This window comes from Mesorhizobium sp. P171375, from assembly GCF_057786075.1.
Window position 1 is genome coordinate 4,079,049 of sequence record NZ_JBYNWF010000001.1, and the last position, 22,931, is coordinate 4,101,979.

21 protein-coding genes are annotated in these 22,931 nt (G+C 62.5%); 6 read left to right on the plus strand and 15 right to left on the minus strand.

Going from position 1 to position 22,931, the window contains the following annotated elements:
• Positions 1 to 70 precede the first annotated feature (70 nt).
• The 5 genes from ACYHH6_RS19685 to ACYHH6_RS19705 form a co-directional block, all read right to left on the minus strand.
• Positions 71 to 1,711: an ABC transporter substrate-binding protein gene (locus ACYHH6_RS19685; RefSeq protein WP_352589538.1), complete on the minus strand. Its 1,641-nt coding sequence runs from the start codon at positions 1,709 to 1,711 to the stop codon at positions 71 to 73.
• Positions 1,712 to 2,106: 395 nt separating this feature from the next.
• Complete coding sequence (locus ACYHH6_RS19690; protein WP_352589535.1) at positions 2,107 to 3,129, minus strand: alpha/beta hydrolase; 1,023 nt, start codon at positions 3,127 to 3,129, stop codon at positions 2,107 to 2,109.
• Between the two features lie 8 nt (positions 3,130 to 3,137).
• Positions 3,138 to 3,815 carry an isochorismatase family protein gene (locus ACYHH6_RS19695; RefSeq protein WP_352589532.1) on the minus strand — a complete coding sequence of 226 codons (678 nt, stop codon included), beginning with the start codon at positions 3,813 to 3,815 and terminating at the stop codon, positions 3,138 to 3,140.
• Positions 3,816 to 4,152: 337 nt separating this feature from the next.
• A complete protein-coding gene (locus ACYHH6_RS19700) occupies positions 4,153 to 5,457 on the minus strand; it encodes a M24 family metallopeptidase (protein WP_352589529.1) in 1,305 nt (434 codons plus the stop codon).
• A gap of 105 nt (positions 5,458 to 5,562) precedes the next feature.
• Entirely contained in the window at positions 5,563 to 6,459 is an 897-nt protein-coding gene (locus ACYHH6_RS19705; RefSeq protein ID WP_352589602.1) for a GlxA family transcriptional regulator, read from the minus strand.
• A 181-nt stretch (positions 6,460 to 6,640) separates the two neighbouring features.
• Between ACYHH6_RS19705 and ACYHH6_RS19710 the strand changes: the two genes are divergently transcribed.
• The gene (locus tag ACYHH6_RS19710; RefSeq protein ID WP_352589526.1) at positions 6,641 to 7,138 is read left to right on the plus strand and encodes a GAF domain-containing protein; all 498 of its coding nucleotides are present in this window, start codon (positions 6,641 to 6,643) and stop codon (positions 7,136 to 7,138) included.
• Positions 7,139 to 7,144: 6 nt separating this feature from the next.
• On the opposite strand, the gene ACYHH6_RS19715 is transcribed toward ACYHH6_RS19710, so the two are convergent.
• Positions 7,145 to 8,221, minus strand: a complete 1,077-nt coding sequence (locus ACYHH6_RS19715; protein ID WP_352589523.1) for a YeiH family protein — start codon at positions 8,219 to 8,221, stop codon at positions 7,145 to 7,147.
• Positions 8,222 to 8,579: 358 nt separating this feature from the next.
• On the opposite strand from ACYHH6_RS19715, the gene ACYHH6_RS19720 reads away from it, so the two are divergent.
• The 3 genes from ACYHH6_RS19720 to ACYHH6_RS19730 all read left to right on the plus strand — a co-directional run bounded on the left by ACYHH6_RS19720 (position 8,580) and on the right by ACYHH6_RS19730 (position 11,005).
• Positions 8,580 to 9,041: a GNAT family N-acetyltransferase gene (locus ACYHH6_RS19720; protein WP_352589520.1), complete on the plus strand. Its 462-nt coding sequence runs from the start codon at positions 8,580 to 8,582 to the stop codon at positions 9,039 to 9,041.
• 24 nt (positions 9,042 to 9,065) lie between these two features.
• Entirely contained in the window at positions 9,066 to 9,449 is a 384-nt protein-coding gene (locus tag ACYHH6_RS19725) for an ACT domain-containing protein (RefSeq protein ID WP_352589517.1), read from the plus strand.
• A 125-nt stretch (positions 9,450 to 9,574) separates the two neighbouring features.
• The gene (locus ACYHH6_RS19730) at positions 9,575 to 11,005 is read left to right on the plus strand and encodes an aldehyde dehydrogenase family protein (protein WP_352589514.1); all 1,431 of its coding nucleotides are present in this window, start codon (positions 9,575 to 9,577) and stop codon (positions 11,003 to 11,005) included.
• Between the two features lie 85 nt (positions 11,006 to 11,090).
• Here the strand turns inward: ACYHH6_RS19730 and ACYHH6_RS19735 are convergent, their stop codons facing one another.
• A complete protein-coding gene (locus tag ACYHH6_RS19735; protein WP_192253083.1) occupies positions 11,091 to 11,354 on the minus strand; it encodes a hypothetical protein in 264 nt (87 codons plus the stop codon).
• A gap of 163 nt (positions 11,355 to 11,517) precedes the next feature.
• Here ACYHH6_RS19735 and ACYHH6_RS19740 point away from each other — a divergent pair, with 163 nt between their 5' ends.
• Positions 11,518 to 11,739, plus strand: a complete 222-nt coding sequence (locus ACYHH6_RS19740) for an aldehyde dehydrogenase family protein (RefSeq protein ID WP_352589599.1) — start codon at positions 11,518 to 11,520, stop codon at positions 11,737 to 11,739.
• A gap of 63 nt (positions 11,740 to 11,802) precedes the next feature.
• Here the strand turns inward: ACYHH6_RS19740 and ACYHH6_RS19745 are convergent, their stop codons facing one another.
• From ACYHH6_RS19745 to ACYHH6_RS19775, 7 genes are all read right to left on the minus strand, one after another.
• On the minus strand, positions 11,803 to 13,113 hold the full coding sequence (locus ACYHH6_RS19745; RefSeq protein ID WP_352589510.1) for an HlyD family type I secretion periplasmic adaptor subunit: 1,311 nt from the start codon (positions 13,111 to 13,113) through the stop codon (positions 11,803 to 11,805).
• Positions 13,110 to 14,846, minus strand: coding sequence for a type I secretion system permease/ATPase (locus tag ACYHH6_RS19750; RefSeq protein ID WP_352589507.1), 1,737 nt, complete (start codon positions 14,844 to 14,846; stop codon positions 13,110 to 13,112). Before ACYHH6_RS19750 ends, ACYHH6_RS19745 begins: the two co-directional genes overlap by 4 nt.
• Positions 14,847 to 14,880: 34 nt before the next feature.
• The gene (locus ACYHH6_RS19755; RefSeq protein ID WP_352589505.1) at positions 14,881 to 15,273 is read right to left on the minus strand and encodes a hypothetical protein; all 393 of its coding nucleotides are present in this window, start codon (positions 15,271 to 15,273) and stop codon (positions 14,881 to 14,883) included.
• Between the two features lie 73 nt (positions 15,274 to 15,346).
• Positions 15,347 to 18,691, minus strand: a complete 3,345-nt coding sequence (locus ACYHH6_RS19760; RefSeq protein ID WP_352589502.1) for a M10 family metallopeptidase C-terminal domain-containing protein — start codon at positions 18,689 to 18,691, stop codon at positions 15,347 to 15,349.
• 377 nt (positions 18,692 to 19,068) lie between these two features.
• The gene (locus ACYHH6_RS19765) at positions 19,069 to 19,536 is read right to left on the minus strand and encodes a hypothetical protein (protein WP_352589499.1); all 468 of its coding nucleotides are present in this window, start codon (positions 19,534 to 19,536) and stop codon (positions 19,069 to 19,071) included.
• Positions 19,537 to 19,816: 280 nt separating this feature from the next.
• Positions 19,817 to 20,113, minus strand: a complete 297-nt coding sequence (locus ACYHH6_RS19770) for a hypothetical protein (RefSeq protein WP_352589496.1) — start codon at positions 20,111 to 20,113, stop codon at positions 19,817 to 19,819.
• Between the two features lie 93 nt (positions 20,114 to 20,206).
• The gene (locus ACYHH6_RS19775) at positions 20,207 to 20,839 is read right to left on the minus strand and encodes a hypothetical protein (RefSeq protein WP_352589493.1); all 633 of its coding nucleotides are present in this window, start codon (positions 20,837 to 20,839) and stop codon (positions 20,207 to 20,209) included.
• Positions 20,840 to 21,029: 190 nt separating this feature from the next.
• Between ACYHH6_RS19775 and ACYHH6_RS19780 the strand changes: the two genes are divergently transcribed.
• Entirely contained in the window at positions 21,030 to 22,178 is a 1,149-nt protein-coding gene (locus ACYHH6_RS19780) for a hypothetical protein (RefSeq protein WP_352589490.1), read from the plus strand.
• A gap of 101 nt (positions 22,179 to 22,279) precedes the next feature.
• Here ACYHH6_RS19780 and ACYHH6_RS19785 read toward each other — a convergent pair whose 3' ends face one another.
• On the minus strand, positions 22,280 to 22,810 hold the full coding sequence (locus tag ACYHH6_RS19785) for a J domain-containing protein (protein ID WP_352589487.1): 531 nt from the start codon (positions 22,808 to 22,810) through the stop codon (positions 22,280 to 22,282).
• Positions 22,811 to 22,931: the final 121 nt, after the last annotated feature.

The following is a 22,931-nucleotide window of genomic DNA, read 5'->3' on the forward strand; positions in this document are numbered from 1 at the left end:
GCGCATGGCAAACGGCATTCGGCCGGCGCGGCTCATTCGAACCGCGCCGGCCCAACAGTCCTGGGAGGGATCAGCTTTCCAGCCACACCTTCTCAAAGTGCTGCTCGAGCGACTGGTGCTGTTCGCAGCCTTGCACGCCCTTGCGATAGGTGCGGTAGACCGAGCGCCAGTAGGGCTGGATGATGATGCCGGCATTGCGCAGATTCTGCTCGATCTTGGCCATGATCTCCTTGCGCTGGGCGGCGTCCGGCGTTGCCAGCGCCGTGTCGAGAAGCTCGTCGAACTCTTTGTTGGCGTACGCGCTTTCGTTCCAGGCAGCACCCGATTTATAGGCGAGCGCCAGCACCTGGACCCCAAGCGGGCGGCCGAGCCATTCGGTGGTGGAGAAGGGGTATTTGCTCCAATCGTTCCAGAAGGTCGCCGCCGGCAACACCGTGCGCTTGATCTTCAGGCCGGCCTCGCGCATCTGCGCTGCGATCGCGTCGCCAGTGCTCTTTTGCCATTCGACATCGACGGAGATCAGGTCGAATTCGTGGTCGGCTTTGCCGGCCTCGGCAAGCAGTTTCTTCGCCTGATCCACGTCACGCTTGGCCGGGCCGATATCGGCAAACTCAGGATGCATCGGGCCGACATGATGGTTGTCGGCGGGCTTGCCGCGACCACCGAGGCCAAGCGCCAGCACGGCCGAATTGTCGACCGAAAGCTGGGCAGCGCGGCGCACCTTGACGTCGTCATAGGGTGCATTGCCGACATTGAAGCGGGCGACGATGGTCGAGCCGGTGGCGATCTCGGAATTTAGCAGGCCCATCTGCTCGGTCTGCGACACGGCGTCGGAGGCGGTTTCGTGGTCGGTGTCGATCTCGCCGGATTCGAAGGCCGACAGCATGGCATTGGGGTCCGAGCCGTAATCGACCCATTTGATGCCATCGAGGTAGAAGTCGCCCTTCCACCAGGGCTTGTCCTTGCGCTTCACCTCCGCGCTTGTCTCGGCATTCCAACTGACCAGCTCGCAGGGACCAGTGGTGATCGCCAGCGCCTTCATCGGGTCGTCGCCGCCTTCGTAGGAGCGGTGCATGATCAGTGCCGGATAGTCGGCCATGCCGGCGATCAGCGAAATGTCAGGCTTCGGCAGATTGAGTTTGACGGTGAAGTCGTCGACCTTCTCGATGCCGCCGTCGACCGGCTTCTTGGTGTCGGCATTGACCAGCGCACCCATGCGCGCGGCGACCGAATTGCCGGCGACGGAAGCATCGCACCAGCGTGTGAGATTGTGGATGACATCGTCGGCGTTGAAGGTGTCGCCGTTCGACCAGGCGATGCCCTTGCGCACATGCAGGGTGATTGTTTTCGCATCGTCGCTGGTTTCCCAGCTTTCGAGCAGCCACGGCTCGAAGGTGAAGTCGCGGTTCCAGCGCACCAGATATTCGTTGCAGTGGCGCGCGACGTTCGACATCTCGACGCCGTCGAAGGTGCGCGGATCCTTGAAGCCCTTGACGTTCATGGCGACGCGCAAGGTGCCGCCGCGCTTCGGCTCCTCGGCCCGGGCGGGCGAGGGGGCAAGACCGCCCAGCGCCAGCGCGCCAGCCGCGCTGACTCCGAAGCCAGCCATGATGGCGAGATATTCGCGCCGGTTGACGCCGCCCTTCCTGAAATCGTCGGCAACGGGTTTCGCCTTCGGATGCAATCTTCTGTCGGTCAGCATGAATTTCATCGTCGTTCCCTCTTTGTTGAGCGGCCCGACGGATCGCCTCCGCTGGGGGCGGATGCGACCGCCGGGGGGCCATTACCTGAGCGTCGATGATAGGGCGGGCTGACGCAGGGAAATGTTCGCTTTTCCGCAATTCTTGTGCGCTGTTCCGCAGGGGTGTGCCGCCAATCTCCCCCCTTGTGGGGGAGATGTCCGGTCCACCCTCCGCAGATGCGGCGCAGCTGCTGCGGAGGACGGGCAGGACACAGGGGGGTGCTTTCCGCCGGCCCCTTCTGTCGGCTGGAGTGTCTTCGCAGACAATCGTTGCGTTAGAATATTGAAGGGCCGCGATCCTTCGCGCCCCCTCTGGCCTGCCGGCTTTCGTCGTTCGGAAAGCCAAGCAATTGGCTTTCCACCCGCTATGCGGACCACTCCTCAACCCCCACGAGGGGGGAGATCAGCGTTTCGTCGTTCTTGCCGAGCACGGCGACGGCGGCGATGGCCGCCAGGATGCACAGGAAAGCCTCGCCGGCGCGCCCTACATTCTTGCGGGCACGCAAGAAACTGTGCACCAGCCGCGGCTCCTCGTACCACCAGGCGCGGCCGCCGGCGGCAACGATACGGTCGCGATAGGTTTCGCCGTCCGACGACAGCGGATCGCATTCGGCAGTCACGATGACCGTCGGCGGCAGGCCGGAGAAATCGCTGTCTTTAAGCGGCGAGAATGTCGGGTCGTCGGGCGTGTGCGCCGGGCCTGAGCGGATGGCGCGGTAGGTCTCGATGTCGCGCAGCGTCAGCAGCGGCGCTTGTGCGTGCTCGACATAGGAGCCGGCGTTTTCGTCGCCGCCGAGGCCGGGATAGATCAGCACCTGGCCGACGGCGTGGCGCGGGTGGCGGCGCGACGCATGCGCGACCGCGGCGGCAAGGTTGCCGCCGGCACTCTCGCCGACGAGCACGATTGGCAGGTCGGTCGTCTGCGCCGCCCATTCGAAGGCGGCAAGCGCATCCTCGAAGGCAGCCGGATGCGGATGTTCCGGCGCCAGCCGGTAGTCGGCGGAGACGACGTCGAAGCCGGTGCCGGCGCAGATTTCGGCGCAGATGTCGTCATGACTGTCGAGCCCGCCCAGCACAAACCCGCCGCCATGATAATAGACGACGAGTGCGCGTAACGGCTTGCCCGCAATACGGTAGTGGCGGATGGGAATGGCGTGCCCTTTATCGCCGGCAATGATGCCATCGTTTGCGGTGACGCCTTTGGGATAACCCTGATGGAAGGCGCGGCACATCGCGTCGTACACTGACCTCTGCTCGGCAATCGGCAGTTCGGCGATTTCGGGCGGGAACCAGTCGTTGACCAGGTCGATGTAATCCCACAGCGCCGGGTCGAGCATGGTGGCGTATTTTCCCCGCCCTGCTGTCTTGAGCTGGTGGAGTGTGCCCATCCTGTGCCTCAGAGTTCGCCGTAGAGCCGGCCGGCGTTGTCAAAGGTGAAGCGCAGCGGCACCGAGCCCTCGACCTGCCATGCGCTGACGGTATCGCCCGCCATCAGCCGGCAGGCGTCGATGGTGTTGGTGACGGCGCCGCCATAGAGCCGGTTGGCGAGGTTGAGGATGGCGGTCTGGTGCATGGCGGCACTGCCGCTGCCACAGGCATCCTTGACCAAAAGTACACGAAAGCCGGATGCCACCGCATCCTTCACGGTGGCATCGATACAGGCCTCGGTCCACACGCCGGCGACGATCAGCCATTCGATGCCGCCGGATTTGAGGTCGCGCGCCGCCGGCCCCGAACGGAAGGCGCTGGCCTCCGCCTTGATCAGCAACGCTTCGCCATTGGCCGGCGCCACCTCATGACAGATTTCCGTCAGCGGATCGCTCTTGTCGGAAAAGGCCGACTTGCCGTCGGCATCGAGCGGATGGAACGGCCGCGCCTTGGCGGTATCGACAACATAGGCCCAGTGGTAGAGCGGCACGAAGTTGCGCCGCGCCGCCGCCTGCAGGCGCTGGACGTTGGCCAGCACCTCGCCATAGCCTTCGACCAGATAGCGCTTGTCCTGCCGATGCTCCTCCTGGAGGTCGATGAACACCGCCGCCACCGCGCCGCGTTTGATCGAGATCGGGCTTTTCATGCGGCTGCGCCTGGGTTCGCGACCAACGCCATTCCATTCATTAAACTGGCGCAAACGGTGGTGATTGGCCGGTGCCTCCCAACCTTCGTCATCCACGGGCGAAGCAGGAGCGAAGCTCCGTCGCGGAGACCCGAGGATCCATGCCGTGACATCGGCCAAGGAACACGGCGGAGCAGAATTCGCACCGGTGCGGCGCTCGGGAGTCCCGGCATGGATCCTAGGGTCTGCGCCGCGTCGCTGCGCTCCTTGCTTCGCCCTAGGATGACGAAGGCATGGGTGCCTCGGCTATTCCCGAAGGTTTGCGATACCGCGCTAACATCAGTAGGGGGCATTGGGATCAAATCTGTTTCTCCAGAAACTCGTCCTCATAGGGAAAGCGCGACAGAAGCTCGGTGCCGGTGTCGGTGATCAGGATCTCGTCCTCCAGCTTGACGCCCTCGCGGCCGCCTTTCTCGCCGATATAGCTTTCCACGCTCACCACCATGCCGGGCACGATGACCCCGTCGCGGCCGTAGGTCTCATAGTCCATGGCATGCGCAATGAACGGCGTCTCGCCATGCATGCCGACGCCGTGCATCACTGAGGTATAGCGCTGGTCGACAAAACGGTCCGGGATTTTCCACGCTTTTTCGGCGATCTCGCGAAAGGCCATGCCCGGCTTGACGATCGAAATATTGTGCTGAACCTGGTCGTGCGCCATGCGGTAGAGCGATTTCTGGTAGTCGGTCGGCTTGCCCGGGCCGCAGCGGAAGGTGCGGGAAAAATCGGAATAGTAGCCATAGCAACCGATCGTGTCGGTATCGAGCGCCAGCAATTCGCCCGGCCGGATCTTGCGGCCGCTGGCTTCGTTGAACCAAGGATTGGTGCGCTGTCCCGAGGTGAGCAATCGTGTCTCGATAAACTCGCCGCCTTGGCGGATCACCTCGCCATACATGATGGCGAACAGCTCGTTTTCGGAGACGCCGGGCTTGATCGCCTCACGCACGGCGTAGACAGCCGCCTCTGCGCCGGCCATCGAAACCTGCAGGCATTTGACTTCCTCAGGCGTCTTGACGGCGCGCACAGCCAGGATTTCCCCCTGGCAGTCCCTGACATCGCAGCCGCGCTTTTCCAGCGCCAGCGCCTGCAGATGGCTGCAGCGGTCGAGCCCGAGCTTCATCGAGCCGCCGCCATGCTTCTTCAAAAGCTCGGTGATCTCGTCGGCAAACGGGCCGGCGGTCTCGTCGTCGCGGCCCGACACCGAAGACCACACCAGTTTGGAAGGACGCGCCTCGTCGATCGTGTCGAGCACCATCGAAACATGGTAGCTCTGCGGATATTCGAACAGCACGATCGGCCCTTCGGTCGGAATGAAGAAATAGCGCGTCGAGTTGCGCAGGAAATAGCCGAACATGTTGCGCGAGCCGGTGGCGTAGCGCTGGTTGTACGGGTCGAATAGCACTATGCCGCCATAGCCGGCCTCGCGCATCCATTGGCGCAGCTTCGCAAGCCGTCCTTTGCGCAAGGCGTCGGCATCGATGAAGGACGGCTCGGTATCCGAAAGCCACATGCCGCCGGCAGAGTCGGCCGCGACCGGGTGGCGCATACGGTCCTTGAAGTCCACATCCTCGGTGCTGTCGGGGTCGAAAACGACGATGCTCATGGGTGCGCCTCCTGAAGGCTCGAACATAGCTCGGCGTTGAGCAAAGGCTGTGCGCAATCCCGCAAATGTCGTGCGAAATGCCGCAAGCGCAGCCGCGCTCAATCCCTAATGCCGTCGCATCGCCTTCGGCGCATGTCCGTGCTCCTCGCGGAAAGCCCTCGCAAAGCTCGACATCGACGCAAACCCGCAGGCCAGCGCAACATCTCGCACCATCAGCGTCGAATGCGCCAGAAGGTCAGCCGCGCGCCGTAGCCTGAGGCGCCGGTAGTAGCCGTTGGGCGAGATGCTGAGCTCGCTGCGGAAATTGCGCTCCAGCTTGTCGGAGGAGACGCCGAGCCTTGCCGCCAGTTCCGTCATGCCGAGCCGCTCCTCGACCGCATCCTCCATGATGGCGATGGCCGACAGCACCAGTTCGTTCTGGACGCCGGTGCGCAGCCTGAGCGGCATCAGCTTGCGGTCGACGCTGGAACGCAACGGGCTGTGCACGAACCATTCGGCGACACCGGCCGCGAGCTCGCCGCCATAGTCGTTGGTGATGATCTCCAGCATCATGTCGAGGCTGCCGACGCCGCCCGCCGAGGTGAAGCGCTTGCGATCGATGACATAGAGGTCGCGCCGAAGCTCGATGTCCGGGAATGCCTCGGTGAAGGCCGCCTGGCTGGTCCAGTGCAAGGTGCAGGCATGGCCGTCCAGCAAGCCGGCCCTGGCGAGGAAGAACGCCGCATCGGCCACCGCGCCGATATGGGCGCCGCCCCGCAGGCTCTTGCGCATCCAGGCAACCGCATCGTCGGCGACAAGCAAGTCCGCATTGCCGCCCGAGCAGACGACAATGCGGTCGACCTTCGGCGCGCCAGAGGCTGAGAATCCCGGTTGTATGACAACCCCATTGGACGCCTCGACCGTGCCCTGGTCGGCGCCGACGATCACCCAGCGATAACAATCCCGTTTGGCCAGCACATTGGCGGCGCGCAGCGGCTCGATCACCGAACTGAACGCCATCATCGGAAAGCCGGGAAAGACCAGCACGGCGAAGGTGAGAGGGCCTTCGCTCGCTGCCGGCTGCACCCGATCCTGTCTTCTGCTGGCATGGACGGTATTCACAATTGTGTATTTCCCGGGCGCGTCATTGGTGGCAGACAGGGATATAGCGGGCATCTTGGCTCGCCGGCAACGGAGACCAACCATGTTTGCGGCTCAGACCATCGACAGCACCGACAAGCCAGCCTTCTACCGCGAACTGGTAGCCCAGTTGAAGGCGCTGCTGGAGGGCGAGAGCGATTCGGTCGCCAATGCCGCCAACACATCGGCGCTGATCTTCCAGATGGTGCCCGACCTCAATTGGGCCGGTTTCTATTTCCTGGCCTCCGACGAGGAGCTGGTGCTCGGACCCTTCCAGGGCAAGCCGGCCTGCGTGCGCATCGCCGTCGGCAAGGGCGTGTGCGGCACCGCGATCGATCTCGAAATGTCGATGCTGGTCAAGGATGTGCACGAGTTTGCCGGCCACATCGCCTGCGACGCCGCCTCGCGTTCGGAACTGGTCGTGCTGCTCCGGGACAATGACGGCGTCTTCGGTCTGATCGACCTCGACAGCCCGACACCCGGCCGCTTCGACAAGGACGACCAGGCCGGCATCGAGGCGCTGGCCGCGATCTATGTCGCGGCAAGTTCTTTCGTGGATTGAGCGGCTTTAAGCGAACTTCACCAGCATCAGGCTGAAGCAGCCGATGAACATGAAGGCCGAGAAGGCGAGTGCCAGCGGCCGCAGGCCGCGCGAGCGCAGCTGCGAAATGTTGGCTTGCAGGCCCATGGCGGCGAGCCCCATGGTCAGCATGATGGTGGTGCCGAGCGCCATTGCCGACTTCACTTCCGCCGGCACGGTGATCAGGCTGTTCAGCGCCACGACGGCGACGAAAGCGGCGACGAACCACGGCATGGGCGGCCGTGCCGCCGATTGATCGCCTGACCGGTCGCTGCTCGTCTTGCGGCGCGCCATCAGGCCGAGCGCGATGACCATCGGGGCCAGCATGGAAACACGGGTCAGCTTGGCGACGGTGGCAATCTCGCCGGACTGGGCGCCGTTCTGGAAGCCCGCGCCGATGACCTGCGCAACCTCGTGGATCGAGGCGCCTGCCCACAGACCGAATGCGTGCTGGTCGAGGCCGAGCACCGGCGCCAGCAGCGGGTAGCCGAGCATGGCGACGGTGCCGAACAGCGTGATCGAGGCGACGGCGTAGGTGACGTCCTCGTCGCGCGCGTCGGTGACGATGTTGGTGGCGACGATCGCCGAGGCGCCGCAGATCGAGGTGCCGGCGGCAATCAGTTGCGCCAGCTTGGCGTCGACGCCGAGCAGCCGGCCGAGCGTGATGGTGAAGACGAAGGTCGCGCCAAGGGTAGCCGCAACAATGCCGACGCCACTGACCCCGATGGAGACGACCTGGCCGAGCGTCAGCTGGAAGCCGAGCAGCACGATGGCAAAGCGCAGCAGGCGCTTTTGCGAAAAGGCGATGCCGGCCTTGGCGTGGGCGGGGGTGCCGAGCACGTTGGAATAGATCATGCCGGCGACGACAGCGAGGATCATCGGGCTGAACAGCGCGAAGCCGGAGACGTTATGGGCCGAGAAGGCCACAGCCGTGATCATCGCCACCAGCACGACGCCGGGGATAACGCCGTTCCACGCCGAATCGAGCCGCTTGCGGCCCGCCGCCAGATCGGCAGAAATCGTGTTTTTCGGAATATCGTTCGCGATGTGGGTGGCGGAAGACAATGAAATTCTCCAAGCGACTACGCCGGAGGAATGCCATTCCTGAACCAATCTTTCCAACGAATTGTTTTGGTTAGAATGATCTGGTTTTACGAACGATCGGTTCTGACCTGACGAGGGAGCATCCCTGAATTCTACAGGCTGGGCCAATCTCAAAATCTTGACGGGCTGCGCTTCCTGTTCCAGCGTGGCGCCATGTCCGTTTTCTCGCTCGCCATCACCAAGCGACGTCGCCTCTGCACGATGCGGAGCGGCAAGCTGATTGCGCGACGACAAAGACCGGCACGATAGATCTCGGTTCGTTCGTTTCCAGCCCCGCCCGCAATATCAGCCGGCGGGGTTTTCATGTCTGGAGCTTGTTATGACCAATTCTTCCATCCGGTTTCGGCCGGCCGAACGCGCTGACGCCGCCGCGATCCGGGACATTGTGCGCGCCGCCTATGCCAAATGGGTGCCGGTGATCGGCCGCGAGCCGCTGCCGATGCGCGCCGACTATGACAAGGCGGTTGCCGAGCATCCCTTCGATCTCGCCATCGAGGGCGACCGCATTGTCGGCATGCTCGAAACCACGCTGGAGGACGATCATCTCTGGATCGAGAATGTCTGCGTCGCACCGCAGGCACAGGGCAGGGGGATTGGCCGGCTGTTGCTGGAGCGGGCCGAAGAGAAGGCACGCGCGGCTGGGCGCCGCGAATTGCGCCTGCTGACAAACGGCGCGTTCGAAGCCAATGTGTCGCTCTACAGGAAGCACGGCTACACGATCGACCGCGAAGAGCCATTCATGAACGGCACGACGGTCTATATGAGCAAGAGGCTGGCGTGATGGCCAACAAACGGGGAGGATCGGATGGCAGTCAGGGTCCGGTTGAAGCCGCTCTCGGGGCGGTACGCAGTTTCGCGCCTCGAAGCAAAAGAGAGCATTCCCGGCTGGGCCGACGGGCCAGGCTTCGTCAGCATCACCCGGACCGAGGACGAGCTTTCGGTCGTCTGCCTGCAGGATCGGGTCCCGGACGGCGTGAAGCACGACAGGGACTGGGTCGGCCTGAAGCTCCAGGGTCCCTTTGCCTTCGACGAAACAGGCATCGTGCTGTCGGTGATAAAGCCGTTGTCGGAAAACGAACTCGGCATTTTTCTGGTATCTACTTTCGATGGCGACCATCTGCTCGTCAAAGTGAAGGATGAAGCTGCGGCAAGGGGGCTTCTGGTCGCGGCGGGGCACACGCTTCTGTAGCCGTCTGGCTCAATCGCGAGCCCTTGCGTTTGACATCGCTCTTGCCACATCGTTATCTCTGAACCGATACGACGATCCGCCGATCCCCCCCAATCACATCAGAAATCCCCCAGGGAGAAAAACCCATGTCCCACAATCTGCAGTTCTATATCGATGGCGCCTGGGTCAACCCGGTCGTGCCCAACAGTTTCGACGTCATCGACCCGTCCAACGAAGACGCCTTCGCCCAGATTTCGCTCGGCTCCAAGGCCGATGTCGACAAGGCGGTGGCCGCGGCCAAGCGCGCCTTCGACACGTTCGGTACTTCGGCCGAGGAACGCCTCGATATCCTCAACCGCGTCATCGAGATCTACAAGAAGCGCAGCGGCGATCTGGCTCTGGCCGTGTCGCGCGAAATGGGCGCGCCGCGCCGGATGGCGCTCGACAGCCAGGTCGGCGTTGGCCTTGCGCATCTGCAGAAGATGGCCGAGGTGCTGAAGTCGTTCGAATTCCGCCACGTCAAGGGCTCGTCCCTGATCGTCAAGGAACCGATCGGCGTTGTCGGCCTGATCACGCCGTGGAACTGGCCGCTGAACCAGATCACCTGCAAGGTCGGTCCCGCCCTTGCCGCCGGCTGCACCATGGTGCTGAAGCCGTCTGAGATCGCGCCGCTCGACGCCATCATCTTCGCCGAAATCATCGACGAGGCCGGCGTGCCGAAGGGCGTCTTCAACCTCGTCAATGGCGACGGCCCGGGCGTCGGCCAGGCGCTGTCCAGCCACCCCGACATCGACATGATGTCGTTCACCGGTTCGACCCGCGCCGGGATACTGGTCGCCAAGGCGGCCGCCGACACGGTCAAGCGCGTGCATCAGGAGCTCGGCGGCAAGTCGGCCAACATCTTGTTTCCCGATGTCGACCTGGAAAAGGCCGTCGCCAAGGGCGTCGCCGGCTGCTTCAGCAACTCAGGCCAGTCCTGCAACGCGCCGACGCGCATGTTCGTGCCGCGCGACCGCCATGACGAGGCTGCCGGCTATGCCAAGACGGCGGCGGAAAAGTTCACCGTCGGCCCGGCAGATGCGGCCGGCTCCAAGCTCGGCCCGGTGGTCAGCCAGATCCAGTTCGACAAGATCCAGGACCTGATCCAGGCCGGCATAGACGAGGGTGCGACGCTGGTGGCGGGCGGACCAGGCCGTCCGGCCGAGCTCAACCGTGGCTACTATGTCAGGCCGACCGTGTTCGCCGATGTCACCCCCGACATGCGCATCGCGCGCGAGGAAATCTTCGGGCCGGTGCTGGCGATCATGCCTTACGACACCGTCGAAGAGGCGATCGGCACCGCCAACGACACCGTCTATGGTCTGGCGTCCTACATCCAGGCCAAGGACATCCAGAAGGCCCGCGAAGTCGCCGCCCGCATGCGCACCGGCAATGTCTACATCAACTATCCCCAGTGGGACGCCGGCCTGCCTTTCGGCGGCTACAAGCAATCCGGCAACGGCCGTGAATACGCCGAATACGGGCTCGAGGATTTCCTCGAGATCAAGGGCATCGCGGGCTACGAGGCGGCGGAGTAGGGCAGGGAGACAAGGCCCTCGCTAGCTCCAATGCAATCGAAGGGGCGCGGTCTCGGCCGCGCCCTCGCTGGTCTCGTCAACCGGGTCACCGCCCGGAGACGGACCGCCGCTTGTCATAGCCGCGGTTTGTCTCGATGATCCCAACCATGGCGCGGGTGAATTCGACCATGCTGTTTGCCGTGATGGCTGCATCGTCGGGACTCTGGCCGACATGCTCGGCGGCTCCGCAACATGACCGGCGGATGCTGTCGTAGTGCGTAACTCTCTCATCATCAGGCAACGCCGCCAAATTGAGGGCGCGGCCGTGGATCATGCGCAATAGCTGCGCCAGTGCGGTTTCGACACTCATGCGTTTTACTCCGCATCGGTCGAGCGTCACGGCACACAAATAGTGCCGGATCGTCGATCGGGAATTGGTCCCGATACGCAAAGGCTCGATCATACTTATTAATATATCGTTGAATGCTAATATGTATGGCCGTACCGATTGAGCGCGGAGACGTTGCGGGCAGATCGGCACCGCCAACGACACCGTCTATGGGCTAGCCTCCTACATCCAGACCAAGGACATGAACAAGGCCCGCGAAATCGCCGCCCGCATGCGCACCGCCAACGCCTACATCAACTACCCCACCCCGGACGCTGGCCTGCCGTTCTGCGGCTACAATGCCGAATACGGGCTGGAGGATTTCCTCGAGATCAAGGGCATCGCCGGCTACGAGGCGGCGGAGTAGGGGCTACCCCTTCGGGATCGGCAGCCAGCCGGTCTGGATGCTTCAGCTCTCAAAGGTGCGGCTTCATTCTTCGCGGAAAGCTTTCTGGATCTGATCCGACAGCGGCTTCACCAGATAGGAAAGCATCGTCCGGTCGCCCGTCGGGAAGAACACTTCGGCCGGCATGCCCGGCGCCAGCGCCAGCCCGCGCAGCTTGGCGACCTCGGTTTTCGGCAGCGTCACCCGCGCGACATAGAAGGCTGCTCCGGTGCGCTCCTCGGTGGTGAGATCCGCCGAAATCCGCGACAGCGTCCCGGTCAGTTCCGGCGTGGTTTGCCGATTGAAGGCCGACAGGCGCAAAATCGCATTCTGGCCCATCGTCACCTGGTCGATATCCTGCGGTGCAATATGCGCTTCAACGGTCAGGTCGTCCGTTACCGGTACGATCTGCATCACCTGTTCGCCGGGGGTGATGACCCCGCCGATCGTATGCACGGCCAGTTGCAGCACCACGCCATCCTGCGGGCTGCGCAGATCGATGCGCTTCAGCTGGTCCTCGGCCGCTACCTTGCGTTCGACGAACTCGGAGATCTTTCCTTGCGTCTCGCGTAAATCGGTCGCGACCTCGCTGCGAAGATCCTGGTCGATCTGGATGATCTGCAGTTCGATCTCGGAGGCCTTGCCTTTCACCTGGGCTATTCCCGCGGTCAGCTGCCCATGCTCGCCTTCGAGCCGCACCGCGTCCCGTTCCAGCGACGTCATGCGCTCGATTCCTATCAGCTTGCGATGCCACAGGGACCGCACGCCTTCCAGCTCGATCTGGATCAGCTCGATCTCGCGGCGTTTGGCCTGCAGCTGCTCGGTCAGACCGGCGGTCTCCTGCGTCAACTGGGCGATCCGTTCGCGCAATTGCGATCGCTGGCCAGATCGCGCCTGGCGCCGGAAATCGAACAGCGATTGTTCTCCGGCCATCGATGCGGCGACGCCAGCCTCGCCGCGCCGCGATGTCAAAACCTCCGGGAAGCTGATCGTGTCCTTGCCGTCACGCTCTGCCTCCAGGCGCGCCAGCCGTGCATAAAACTCATCCAGACCTTTTGAGACGATCGCCAGGTTGGCGCGCGTTGTCGTCTCATCCAGGCGCACCAGAATATCGCCCGCTTTGACCCGGTCGCCTTCACGCACCCTGATCTCGCCGATCACGCCGCCGGTCGGGTGCTGAACCTTCTTTACATTAGAATCGACCACCAGCCGGCCAGCTGCGATCACCGCACCCGACATTTTGGTCACTGCCGCCAGGCCGCCGACACCGCCGACGAGCAGCAGACAGGTAGCAACCCCAGCCACGAGATAGCGGTGGACCTGCCTATGATGCAACGCGGCTCTGTCCTCGCTCATGCCGGAACCCCTCGCTCCGTGGCGGCAACGACCTTGAGCGGTGCTGCCGTTCGGAAAACCTTGTTCAGCACCTCATCCTTCGGACCGAAGGCCTGCACATGCCCATTGGCCATCACCAGCACCGTATCGACATTGGCCAGGACAGTGGATCGGTGCGCGACGACGATGACGATGCCGCCGCGATCCCTGATGCCCTGAATGGCGGCGGACAAGGCCACTTCACCGTCTGCATCGAGATTGGAATTCGGCTCGTCCAGGATGACCATGAACGGATCGCCATAGAGAGAGCGCGCCAGGGCGATACGCTGCCGTTGCCCCGCCGACAGCGAGGCGCCGGCTTCGCCAACCCGTGTGTCGTAACCGTCGGCCAGATGCACGACGAGATCATGCACGCCGGCGGCCTTGGCCGCCGCAAGCACCATGTCGGATGACGCATCCGGGTCGAAGCGGGCGATGTTCTGCGCAATCGTTCCATCAAACAGCTGCACATCCTGCGGCAGATAGCCGATATGTTTGCCCAGCTCGTCGGTCGGCCACTGGTCAAGCGTCGCGCCGTCCAGCCGCACGGCGCCCCGCGCCGGCAGCCAGACACCCGCAAGCGCCCGCACCAGCGACGATTTACCGGAAGCGCTCGGGCCGATGACCCCCAGGCCAGATCCCCTGGCCAGTGAAAAACTAGCATCCCACACCACCGGCGTCCGTTCGCCCGGCGGCGCGACACTGACATTCTCAACCGCCAACGCGCTGACCGGCGCAGGCAGGGTTACGCCGGTTGCACCATCCGGCAGCGCGGACAACAGCTGCTTCAGGCGTGCCCAGCTTTGCCGCGCCGCAATGAAACCCTTCCAATGCGCTATCGCCAGTTCGATCGGAGCCAGCGCCCTGCCCATCATGATCGAGCTTGCGATCATGATGCCGCCGGTCGCCTCTTGCTGGATGACCAGATAAGCGCCGATCGCCAGCATTGCCGATTGCAGCATCAATCGCAGGATCTTGGAAATCGTTCCAAGCGTTCCCGCCACATCGCTGGCAGCCGCATGGGCATTCAGGTACTCGGCATTGACGGCATGCCATCGCTCGGCGATACGCCCGCCAAAACCCATGGCCTGCATGGCCTCGGCATTGCGCCTTGTCGCCTCGGCCAATGTGCTGCGGACGGCTGCGTGCTGTCCGGCGATCCTTGTCGGGCCGCGGGTCCGGAATTCGGCCAGAAGCGTCAGGGCAAACAGGACAACAGCGCCGGCAAGCGCGGTGACGCCGATCCAGAAATGAAAAATGAAACAGATGCCGATATAGAGCGGCATCCATGGCAGGTCGAACAGCGCGGTCGGCCCGGGACTGCCGATAAAGGCGCGAACCTGATCCAGATCCCGCAAGGGCTGCAGTCCGTCACCGGAAGGCTTGGCGCGCAGCGGCAGGCGCATCAGCGCCGAATAGACCGACGGGCTCAGCTTTGCGTCCAACCCCTGTCCCAGCCGCACCATGAGGCGAGAGCGGATCAGCTCCAGCACCCCCTGAAACACGAACAGTGTTCCCGCAAGCACCGCCAGGCCGACCAGCGTCGGCACGCTGCGACCCGGAACGACCCGGTCATAGACTTGCAACATGAAGAACGAGCCGGTCAGGGTCAGCACGTTGACCACCCCGCTCATCAGGACAATGCCCGAAAAAGCACGTCGAAACGACGCCAGAATTCCAACCAGCGTAAGCGGCGGCGATGGCGTCAGCTGCATGCAGGCTCGCAATCGGAATATGGCATCGCGTCCCTCAATACGTAACTGCCTTGAGCGTGACATGGACGGGCAAGCCCGCCTCGAACTGAGCGCTGCCCCGCGCGACCAGCCAGCCGTCCGCACGCTCCAGGCGCGCAACGACCTGCAGCGTTGGTGAAGCAACCGAGCTTGCGGGCAGGGGCAAGGAAAATTCTATCGTCTTTGAGCCGCCCTCGCTTTTGAGGCTGGTTTTCGCAGCGCGACGTCGCGCACTGTCCTGAATGGCGGGGTCTTCGAGATAGATCTCCAGATGACCTTCCGGGATGACCTTGCCGCCCACGAACGTGACTGAGCCGCGAATATCCGTCGATTGCGCAGCCGCTGCCCCGGTGGCCGCGGCGACAGCCGCAACTCCTGCGGCTATCAATACTGTGCGGCGGTCGGTCATTGCGTCCTCTCCCTTTTCGCTGCGGCGACGCGCTTCAGGAGGGAAGCCTGAAAGCCCCCCTCCTGGTAACGCGTTAGATGACAATGAAGTCTGCAGCCGAAAGATCCAGATTTGTGTTCAGGTGCGCAAATTGAATGGCTGCTTCTTGTCCAGAACCATCGGCGTCGTAAGACAATATTCCATTGTCGGAATCGTAGATGATGCGGTCGTCGGCATCATGAGCAGCACCCGCTGCGCTCTTGTAGAATGAGCCCAGGGCGAGGGCGCCGTCGCCGCCAACGCTGGCAAAGATGAGGTTGTCCAGCAAGATCGTATCGTCGGCGACCTTGAAGTCCTTGATCCAATCGATATTGCCGTTCCCGAGTTCTGTCGAGAAGCGGAAATAGTCCTCGCCCGCGCCGCCGGTCAGCGTGTCGGCAGCCAGCCCGCCATCCAGCAGATCGTTGCCGCCGCCGCCGTTGAGCGTATCGGCGCCCGCAACGCCCGGCTGGGCCGGCGCGGGCGGGAATTCGACCGATACGTTCAGTTTATATGTCGAGCCCTCGGGCACGGATTCCACCCAGCCATCGCCGGGAGCCGATGCCGACCATTCGCCTTCCAGAATATAGTAGGTTCCGGTTTCCTGAACGATGAAGCTCGTGCTCGAATCCCGGCCGTTTGTGGAGCCGGGGTCGTCGCCGCCGTCGTCGTTCTGGGCGACGACATTGCCATCGCTGTCCAGCAGCCTGACGATGCTGTCATGGACATTGGGGTCGGCAATTCCATCGATGTCGATGGTGATGATCGTGCCGGCCGCCAGGTTGAGGCTATAATATCCGCCCAGGCCGTTTCCGGTGGCGTTGACGGTGGTGTGAAGCGTGGTCGTCGAATCGAAGATGTCGGGGTCGGCGGCCAGCGAGAAGTTGTTCGAGATGTCGAAGGCGGTCGAGATCGAATTGTTCGTCGCCTCCGGTCCGAGCGTGGCGTAGCCGGTGCCCATGCCCGGGCGTGACGGAGCATCGCCCTGATAGGCGAAATCGCCGAGCAGAGTGTCGTCGCCGCCGCCGCCGTCGATCTTGTCGGCGCCGCCCTGGCCGGTCAGCACATTGGCCGCACTGTTGCCCGTCAGCTGATCGTTGAAGCCCGAACCGGCCAGATTTTCGATCGAGATATAGGTGTCGCCGCCGGATTTGCCGCCACCCAGTTTGAGGCTGAGCCCGCCGGTCGCGTCGGCGTAGTCCGCCGTGTCGCTGCCGGCGCCGCCATTCAATGTGTCGGCGCCGCCGCCGCCAGTCAGTGTGTCGTTGCCCGCGCCGCCGGAAAGTTTGTTGGCCTGGGCATTGCCGATGAGATGGTCGTCGAAGAATGAACCGACGGCGTTTTCGAAACCGACGAGGATATCGTGCCGGATAACGGTGCCGCGCCCGACGATCTGCACCGGGCCATCGCCGTCACCGCCATTGGCCGTGCCATTGGCGAGGTCGATCGTCACACCCGAGGAGCTGCCTTCGTAGACGACCGTATCGATACCGGCGCCGCCATCCAGATAGTCCTGGCCGGCGCCGCCGATGATGGTGTCGTTGCCGGCTTCACCGTACAGGATGTCGCCGTCATTGCCGCCATCCAGTATGTCATTGCCGCCGCCGCCGTTGAAATAGTCGCCGCCGCCCCGGCCCCAGAAATGATTTGCCGCCGACGTACCGATGAAACGGTCGATGCGGTCATCGGACCCGATCAGGTTCTCGATGCTGTAGAAGGTGTCGCCCGTGCCGGTGCCGCCATTGGCAACGTTGGTGGCGAGGTTGACGAGCAGTTGGAAGGGGCTTTCCTTGCTGAAGTCGACTGTGTCGACGCCCGCGCCGCCCCTGAATATGTCGACGCCATCCTGGCCGCTCAGCGTATCGTCGCCGGCGCCGCCGTCGAGAATATCGTTGCCCTGGCCGCCGAGGATCGTATCGTTGCCGCCGCCGCCATAGAGCGTGTCATTGCCGTCGTCGCTCTCGGTCTGGTCTTCAAGGTCGGCGACATCGATGGTGTTGTTGATGTCGCGGCTGGCGAGCGAGTCGCGGCCGCCGATGATGAGGTCATCGCCGCCCTGACCGAAGATCGTGTCGTTGCCGGCGCCGCCGTCGAGCGTATTGTTCCCATTGTCGCCGAAGATGATACTGGTCATCGTGTTGTCGCCGATGATCGGTGGTGGGGTTTCGGTGCCACCGCCTCCAGGCTGCAGTGTCGACTCGTCGGCGTAGATGATGTGTTCGACGTTGGCGATTTTCCGGATGTTTAAGTTCCGGGACAGCAGAACGACCGTGTCGCTCCCGCCATTGGCTTCCTCACGCACGATGTCGTCAAGGGAGTCGACGAAGTAGGTGTCGTCGCCGCCATTGCCGGCCATTCGGTCGCCGCCGCCGCGGCCATCCAGCACGTTGTTTCCGTCATTGCCGATCAGGACGTCGTCATGGCTGCTGCCGATGCCGTTCTCGATGTAATAGTCGGTCCCATCGGCGTTGTGCCCGGCAAAGATCGACACATTGTTGCTGTGGCCGTTGACGCTGGAGAACTGTCCGGCGCGCAGGTCAAGGATCGTGCCCGCTGTCGAGCCGGAGAAGTCGATCGTATCGGTTCCGCCGGTGTCATGGATGACAAAACCGATATCGTGCTGCATGCCCGAGGAGGTCAGCCGGTAGCCATCCACAGTACTGCCGAAGCCGTAGACGTTGTCGCCCGTGTTGAGGTCGATATGCTGATAGGTGCGCACCCCGTTCTCGTCGACGGTCGAGAAAAAGCGGCGGATGACAGCCTCGATGTCGGCCATCATCGGCGTTGATGCTGACCAGCGGGTGGGTTCACCGACATCGATCCCGTCGAAATAGGACATGACGCTGTATTGCTGGCGGTCGTAGGTCCAGGTCGCATTGTTCAGATAATTGATCTGCACGCCGCCGGGACCGCTGTAATTGTAGAGGCCGGGATGGTTCAGGCCGAACTCATGACCGAATTCATGGATGAAGGAATCGAACACATAGCCGCCAATATCCGTCTTGTTGTGCTCGGTGTCGTGGAAACGCTGACCTATGCTGACATAGCGGTCGTTGGAATAGGCGCTGCCGTCGTCCTCCTCGCCCAGTTCGGGGCTGACAACCTGCATCCAGTCGGTCGCGCTGTTGTATGGTGCATTGTCGACGATTTCGAACTTCAGAGGCGTGACACTGGCCCACATCTGCAAGGCGCCGATTGCCGCGGCCTTGTATTCGGGATGGTCATTGAGCTCGGAGACATTGATCCGTAGCGTGCCCGCCGCGATAGCCGGCGTCAGCGACCGGTCCAGCGCTCCAAGGTAGTCGAGGAAGGCGCCGTAATCTTCGCTTTTGCCATAGGGGTTATCCGGCGTCTGGTCGTTGATCCACCATTGATCGCTGGCCTGGCTTGGGTTCGGCATCGTTGGGACTCCTTGTCTTACAACCGTGGCAATTACGGCTGTACGGTTTAGCTGTTGCCAACCACCGACAAGCATCGTTAGCGCTTGCCGGTCGAGCCCCGTCCCAGTGCCAACAATGCTATTGGAAATCTTCGCTTGTCTACCCGCTATTCGCGCTCAATACATAAGAGATTATTGGCGCGTTTGTCGCGGCGGATTTGAGATACTGGCTTGGCGTTGTTTAAGCTCGCGCTAATCTATGTTAGCACCTGCCCGACCTTAGCCAGCCTGCAAGGCCAAGGTGCTGGGACACTAGATGCCCGGCTGATGCCAGAAGCTGGCAGCAAAAAGCGCAGGCGTGCTTCAGGAACCCGTCCGCCGCGCAAAATGTTCATACGTCACGCGCCAGGGGTCGCTCTCCGCGCGTCTCTCCTCGCCGATCCAGTGAAAGCTGTCGGCGGTGATCTCGGTGAACCGCCACCGGGCCTGCAGGCCGCGCGAGTCAGCGCCGATCTGGACAATACCTTGCCCTCGGCCCGCCCGATCTGGCGCGAATAATCCTGGTTGAGCGGATCGCTCCAGATGATGTGCCAGCCACCGATCCCGGGGTCGAAGACGCGCAAGGTTGTGCCGTACATGGTGGACGGGGAAGGGCGCCTGGGCCTGATCCAGATGTCCTGAATGGCGCGGCCTTCCAGCACCCAGCCAAAGTGACATTCGCCGTCCATTTTCTGAACTGTGCCGTCGTTGCGGCGGTGGACCGTCGCCATGTCCCAACTGCCAATCAACCATCCATACAGATCCATGTCTTTCGCCCGGTCGGCTGGAGGACCTTCAGAGCCGAGAGCGGTGAGAAACGTCGTCATGATTGTCTCCAGGGCAAGCCGCGCCAAGACGCTGGGGTCACAACCATTGCAGCGTTGAGGGTTCCGGGTCTTGGGAAAAATTGCTGTAGTGCCGCGGCTGCCAGCCTTCCGCGTTCGCGCCATTCCAGGTCAATGCACGAATGCTAATTTAGCGACGGCGGGTACCCCAATGCCCGCCTGGCCGGCGCCTCCTCGGGCAATCTCGTGGATGAGCGGCGCCGGCCGCCGGCTTGGGCGGCGACCAAATTCCTGACGTAGGAATATCAAGTCAAGCAGGTGGTTATTGCTGGGCAGTTTTGGTAGGCATTCCAATATCGGTCTGTATCCCCAGAACGTCCGCTGCCCAATCGCGCAGTTCCGGAGAAGCATCGCCCGATTTCATGATCGACACGGCTAGTGCTGCCATGTCTGCGGGCGGCTTTTTGCTGGAGGTCGCAAAGGCGAAATAGCCGGCCATGATGGCGCATCCCACCGAAATGACCGGTGGGGCGATCTGGAGGGTCGTCAAAGCTATTACGCGCCAGCGTCCGGATCGGCCGGGTGCTGGAACTTCATCCTCATCCACAAGGTCGACCATGCTGCTCTGTCCAAAAGCCGCGAGACACAATCCGTAAGGATGATCTACATTAGTTAAAATGCAGATAAATCCTATTACTGATTAGTAGCTGTCCTAGTCGGTCTCTCCGGACAGCGCGGCATTTTCCCAGCCGGCCAGCTCCGGCAGGTCGTCAAGCCAGCTCTTTTCCGTCATCGACGCTTGGCCGGCCTGCGGTGCGGCCTCTGTGGCGTTTTGAATGAGCCAGTCCATCCACTTGCGATAGGCGGCAGGAGCCAGCTCGGGCGGCAGCACCTTGGCCTTGGCCAGCATACGTTTGCGGAAGCTGACTTGCCTGCGCAGTTTGGTCGTCGTGAACTTGATGACCTTGCCCTGGTATTCAACCGTCCAGCGCCCATCGCCGTGGCTGGCGAGCCTGTCGATGGCGAAACCGGCATCGACCGGCCTGTCGCGCCACGGAAGCTCGATGGCATTTCTCCTCAGATCGAGTGCCCATCGCCTGTAGTCAGCCCCTGCGCGCTGCGGCGGCAGCACGCCGGCTTGTTCAAGAATTTTTCTGCGGAAGGTCGGCTGCTTCTTGATCTGGCCGGTGGTCAGCTCGATGCGATGCCCACGCAATTCGACGTGCCAGCGGATCCTGCCATTGCCGACATACTTCACCAGCCTGTCGATGACGAACTCGTCCTCGGAGAGCGTCACGCCGCCTTGGCGGATGCGTTCGAGAATGAACTGGCTGTCAGTGGGCATGACGCGGCCTTGGGCAAGAACCTTTGACGAAGCTTAGGCAGTACCACAAACCAGCCGTCGCCAATCTTTTTCGCTCCGGGAATCTCGCCCCGAGCCGCCGGCTTGCGGCTGCCCGTCTGTGACACACGTCATTGACGCACCGTTTCGCCCGGTGCTGTAATCGGGCACGAACAGCCTTGATCGCGACCCCATGAACGACACCAGCGCGAACAGCAAAGAGGTCGACGCCACCGCGACGCGGGCCTTCGGCATTGAAAAATATCTGTTCAAGAAGATCCCCTGGGCGCTGGGTTTCATGGCTCTTGCCATCCTGGTCCTGTTTCTCGCGCGCGGCGGCGACAGCAGCGATGACAGCGAGGCGAGAGTGGTCGCATTGTTCATCATTTTTGCCAGCCTCGCCTACATCGGCTTCGCCTTTCATCGTCGCAACAGCCCGCGAAAGCCGATGCTCGAGCTGTCTCCCTCCGGCATCCTGTTCCGTATCGCGAAGAACAAGGAACTCCGCATTCCGTGGAGCGAGATCCACGGTCTCGAACTGATAGACATCAGGGGGGCGAAGGGTCATATCTTCCGCGACGTGACGGCCGCGCTTGTGTCGCGGGAATTTTTCGACGCCAACAATCCGGTCAAATCGTGGTGGGGGCGGGGTCCCGGTTGGGACGTCCACTTCGTTCCCAGGGACGAGATGGTGCAAGTCGCCTTCCACCACGACCTGCTGACCGTACCCGCCGACGAGTTGTGGCAGGAAATAGAGACGCGCTGGCGCGTATTCAGCGGCAGCCCGTCCGCGCCGCTGCTGGCGACGCCGCGCGTGGTCAGGGAGCGCGGCTGGATTTTCGGCTGGAAGCCGACACCGCCGCAGCAGCGCGCCGGTGCCGCCATGCTGGCCGTCGCTGCCGTGGCCATGATCTATTTCTGGCAATATCTGCACGCCTGGATCACCTTTCCCGATTTCAACGGGAATACCGGCACGTATTATCTGAGCCAGGCATTCGATCAAACGGGCGTTTATGCACGCCTCCCCGGCAAGGGCGTGGTTGTCCTGCGCCGTAGCGATTTTTCCGGGATCGGCGTGACGCGCTGCCGCAGCGATGTCGAGCGCGATGCGGCCCGCAGCGGCCTGACGCCAGCCTACACCGCGTTCGCCATATGCTCGACGGAAATGCCGCACGTGTCAGGCATAGCGGTTCGAGCCATCTTCAAGCTCGCCGGGCGGACGTTCACTTCGAAGGACTGGCAGGACAAGCCGGTCGAATACAGGGCGATCTCGCCGGTGGAAATGAACGTCGAGGAGGCCGACGCCAGGCTTTGCGAGCTCGGCGTCTGCGCAGACGCTTGATCGCCGCAAAACGCGCTGGCGTAGGGTTTTGACCACGTTGATAGGCAGGGTGTGGAAGGGCGGCAACGCTTGAAGCTTACCGGTACTAATGACTCGATAGGCTATGATCCCAGGAGCCGAATGCTGGTGTCGCGACGCAGTTCGGAATCGGCGCGGTCGACGCCTTCAACCGTGATCGCGATTGTCCCGTTCTCAATTCTTGCGATCCACCCCTTCGCCTTCATGTACCAGAGATGGAATTCGAGATGCTCTCGCGGACAGCCCAATAACCGTTCGATTTCGACGTCGCCAATCCCGGGGTTGCTGACATCCTGGCGGCGCTTCACATAGAGCAGAGAAAGCAGTTTGGCCTGGACCACAGCGTCCTTCTGAATGCCTTTGCCGTCGCTTGCTTCCTCGGCCAATTGAAGGCGCAGACCGGCATGCTCTCGATAGGAGATGTCGTATTGGGCGCGCTTGACCGGATCTTTCAGGACGTTGTGTGCTTCCACTATTTCACTGAAGCGGGCTTCATCTCCGGTTTGCTGATTGTCGGGATGATAGCGCATCGCAAAATAGCGAAATATTCGCTCCAGCGTCTCCGAGTTGGCGTTGGGACTGATCTCCAAGAGTTCGTAGTAATCGACGAACAATGCGCTGCTCCCTCAAACATCGCCTCCGAAAAGCCGAGAGCCTGGGCCGCCTTGTCTGTCGCGATCCAGGCCCTCAGCCGTCGGGTTCTCAGCGATATTGCGCTTGCTTAAGGCCATTCAC

What these genes read in the sequence shown, in the direction of transcription:
- ACYHH6_RS19695 (WP_352589532.1), bottom strand. Translation starts at nt 3,815, where the DNA reads ATGAAAAGCCCGATCTCGATCAAACGCGGCGCGGTGGCGGCGGTGTTC.
- ACYHH6_RS19775 (WP_352589493.1), bottom strand. Translation starts at nt 20,839, where the DNA reads ATGCCCACTGACAGCCAGTTCATTCTCGAACGCATCCGCCAAGGCGGC.
- ACYHH6_RS19690 (WP_352589535.1), bottom strand. Translation starts at nt 3,129, where the DNA reads ATGGGCACACTCCACCAGCTCAAGACAGCAGGGCGGGGAAAATACGCC.
- ACYHH6_RS19745 (WP_352589510.1), bottom strand. Translation starts at nt 13,113, where the DNA reads ATGAGCGAGGACAGAGCCGCGTTGCATCATAGGCAGGTCCACCGCTAT.
- ACYHH6_RS19700 (WP_352589529.1), bottom strand. Translation starts at nt 5,457, where the DNA reads ATGAGCATCGTCGTTTTCGACCCCGACAGCACCGAGGATGTGGACTTC.
- ACYHH6_RS19760 (WP_352589502.1), bottom strand. Translation starts at nt 18,691, where the DNA reads ATGCCGAACCCAAGCCAGGCCAGCGATCAATGGTGGATCAACGACCAG.
- ACYHH6_RS19765 (WP_352589499.1), bottom strand. Translation starts at nt 19,536, where the DNA reads ATGACGACGTTTCTCACCGCTCTCGGCTCTGAAGGTCCTCCAGCCGAC.
- ACYHH6_RS19685 (WP_352589538.1), bottom strand. Translation starts at nt 1,711, where the DNA reads ATGAAATTCATGCTGACCGACAGAAGATTGCATCCGAAGGCGAAACCC.
- ACYHH6_RS19755 (WP_352589505.1), bottom strand. Translation starts at nt 15,273, where the DNA reads ATGACCGACCGCCGCACAGTATTGATAGCCGCAGGAGTTGCGGCTGTC.
- ACYHH6_RS19720 (WP_352589520.1), top strand. Translation starts at nt 8,580, where the DNA reads ATGACCAATTCTTCCATCCGGTTTCGGCCGGCCGAACGCGCTGACGCC.
- ACYHH6_RS19730 (WP_352589514.1), top strand. Translation starts at nt 9,575, where the DNA reads ATGTCCCACAATCTGCAGTTCTATATCGATGGCGCCTGGGTCAACCCG.
- ACYHH6_RS19705 (WP_352589602.1), bottom strand. Translation starts at nt 6,459, where the DNA reads ATGATGGCGTTCAGTTCGGTGATCGAGCCGCTGCGCGCCGCCAATGTG.
- ACYHH6_RS19710 (WP_352589526.1), top strand. Translation starts at nt 6,641, where the DNA reads ATGTTTGCGGCTCAGACCATCGACAGCACCGACAAGCCAGCCTTCTAC.
- ACYHH6_RS19770 (WP_352589496.1), bottom strand. Translation starts at nt 20,113, where the DNA reads ATGGTCGACCTTGTGGATGAGGATGAAGTTCCAGCACCCGGCCGATCC.
- ACYHH6_RS19725 (WP_352589517.1), top strand. Translation starts at nt 9,066, where the DNA reads ATGGCAGTCAGGGTCCGGTTGAAGCCGCTCTCGGGGCGGTACGCAGTT.
- ACYHH6_RS19735 (WP_192253083.1), bottom strand. Translation starts at nt 11,354, where the DNA reads ATGAGTGTCGAAACCGCACTGGCGCAGCTATTGCGCATGATCCACGGC.
- ACYHH6_RS19780 (WP_352589490.1), top strand. Translation starts at nt 21,030, where the DNA reads ATGAACGACACCAGCGCGAACAGCAAAGAGGTCGACGCCACCGCGACG.
- ACYHH6_RS19750 (WP_352589507.1), bottom strand. Translation starts at nt 14,846, where the DNA reads ATGCAGCTGACGCCATCGCCGCCGCTTACGCTGGTTGGAATTCTGGCG.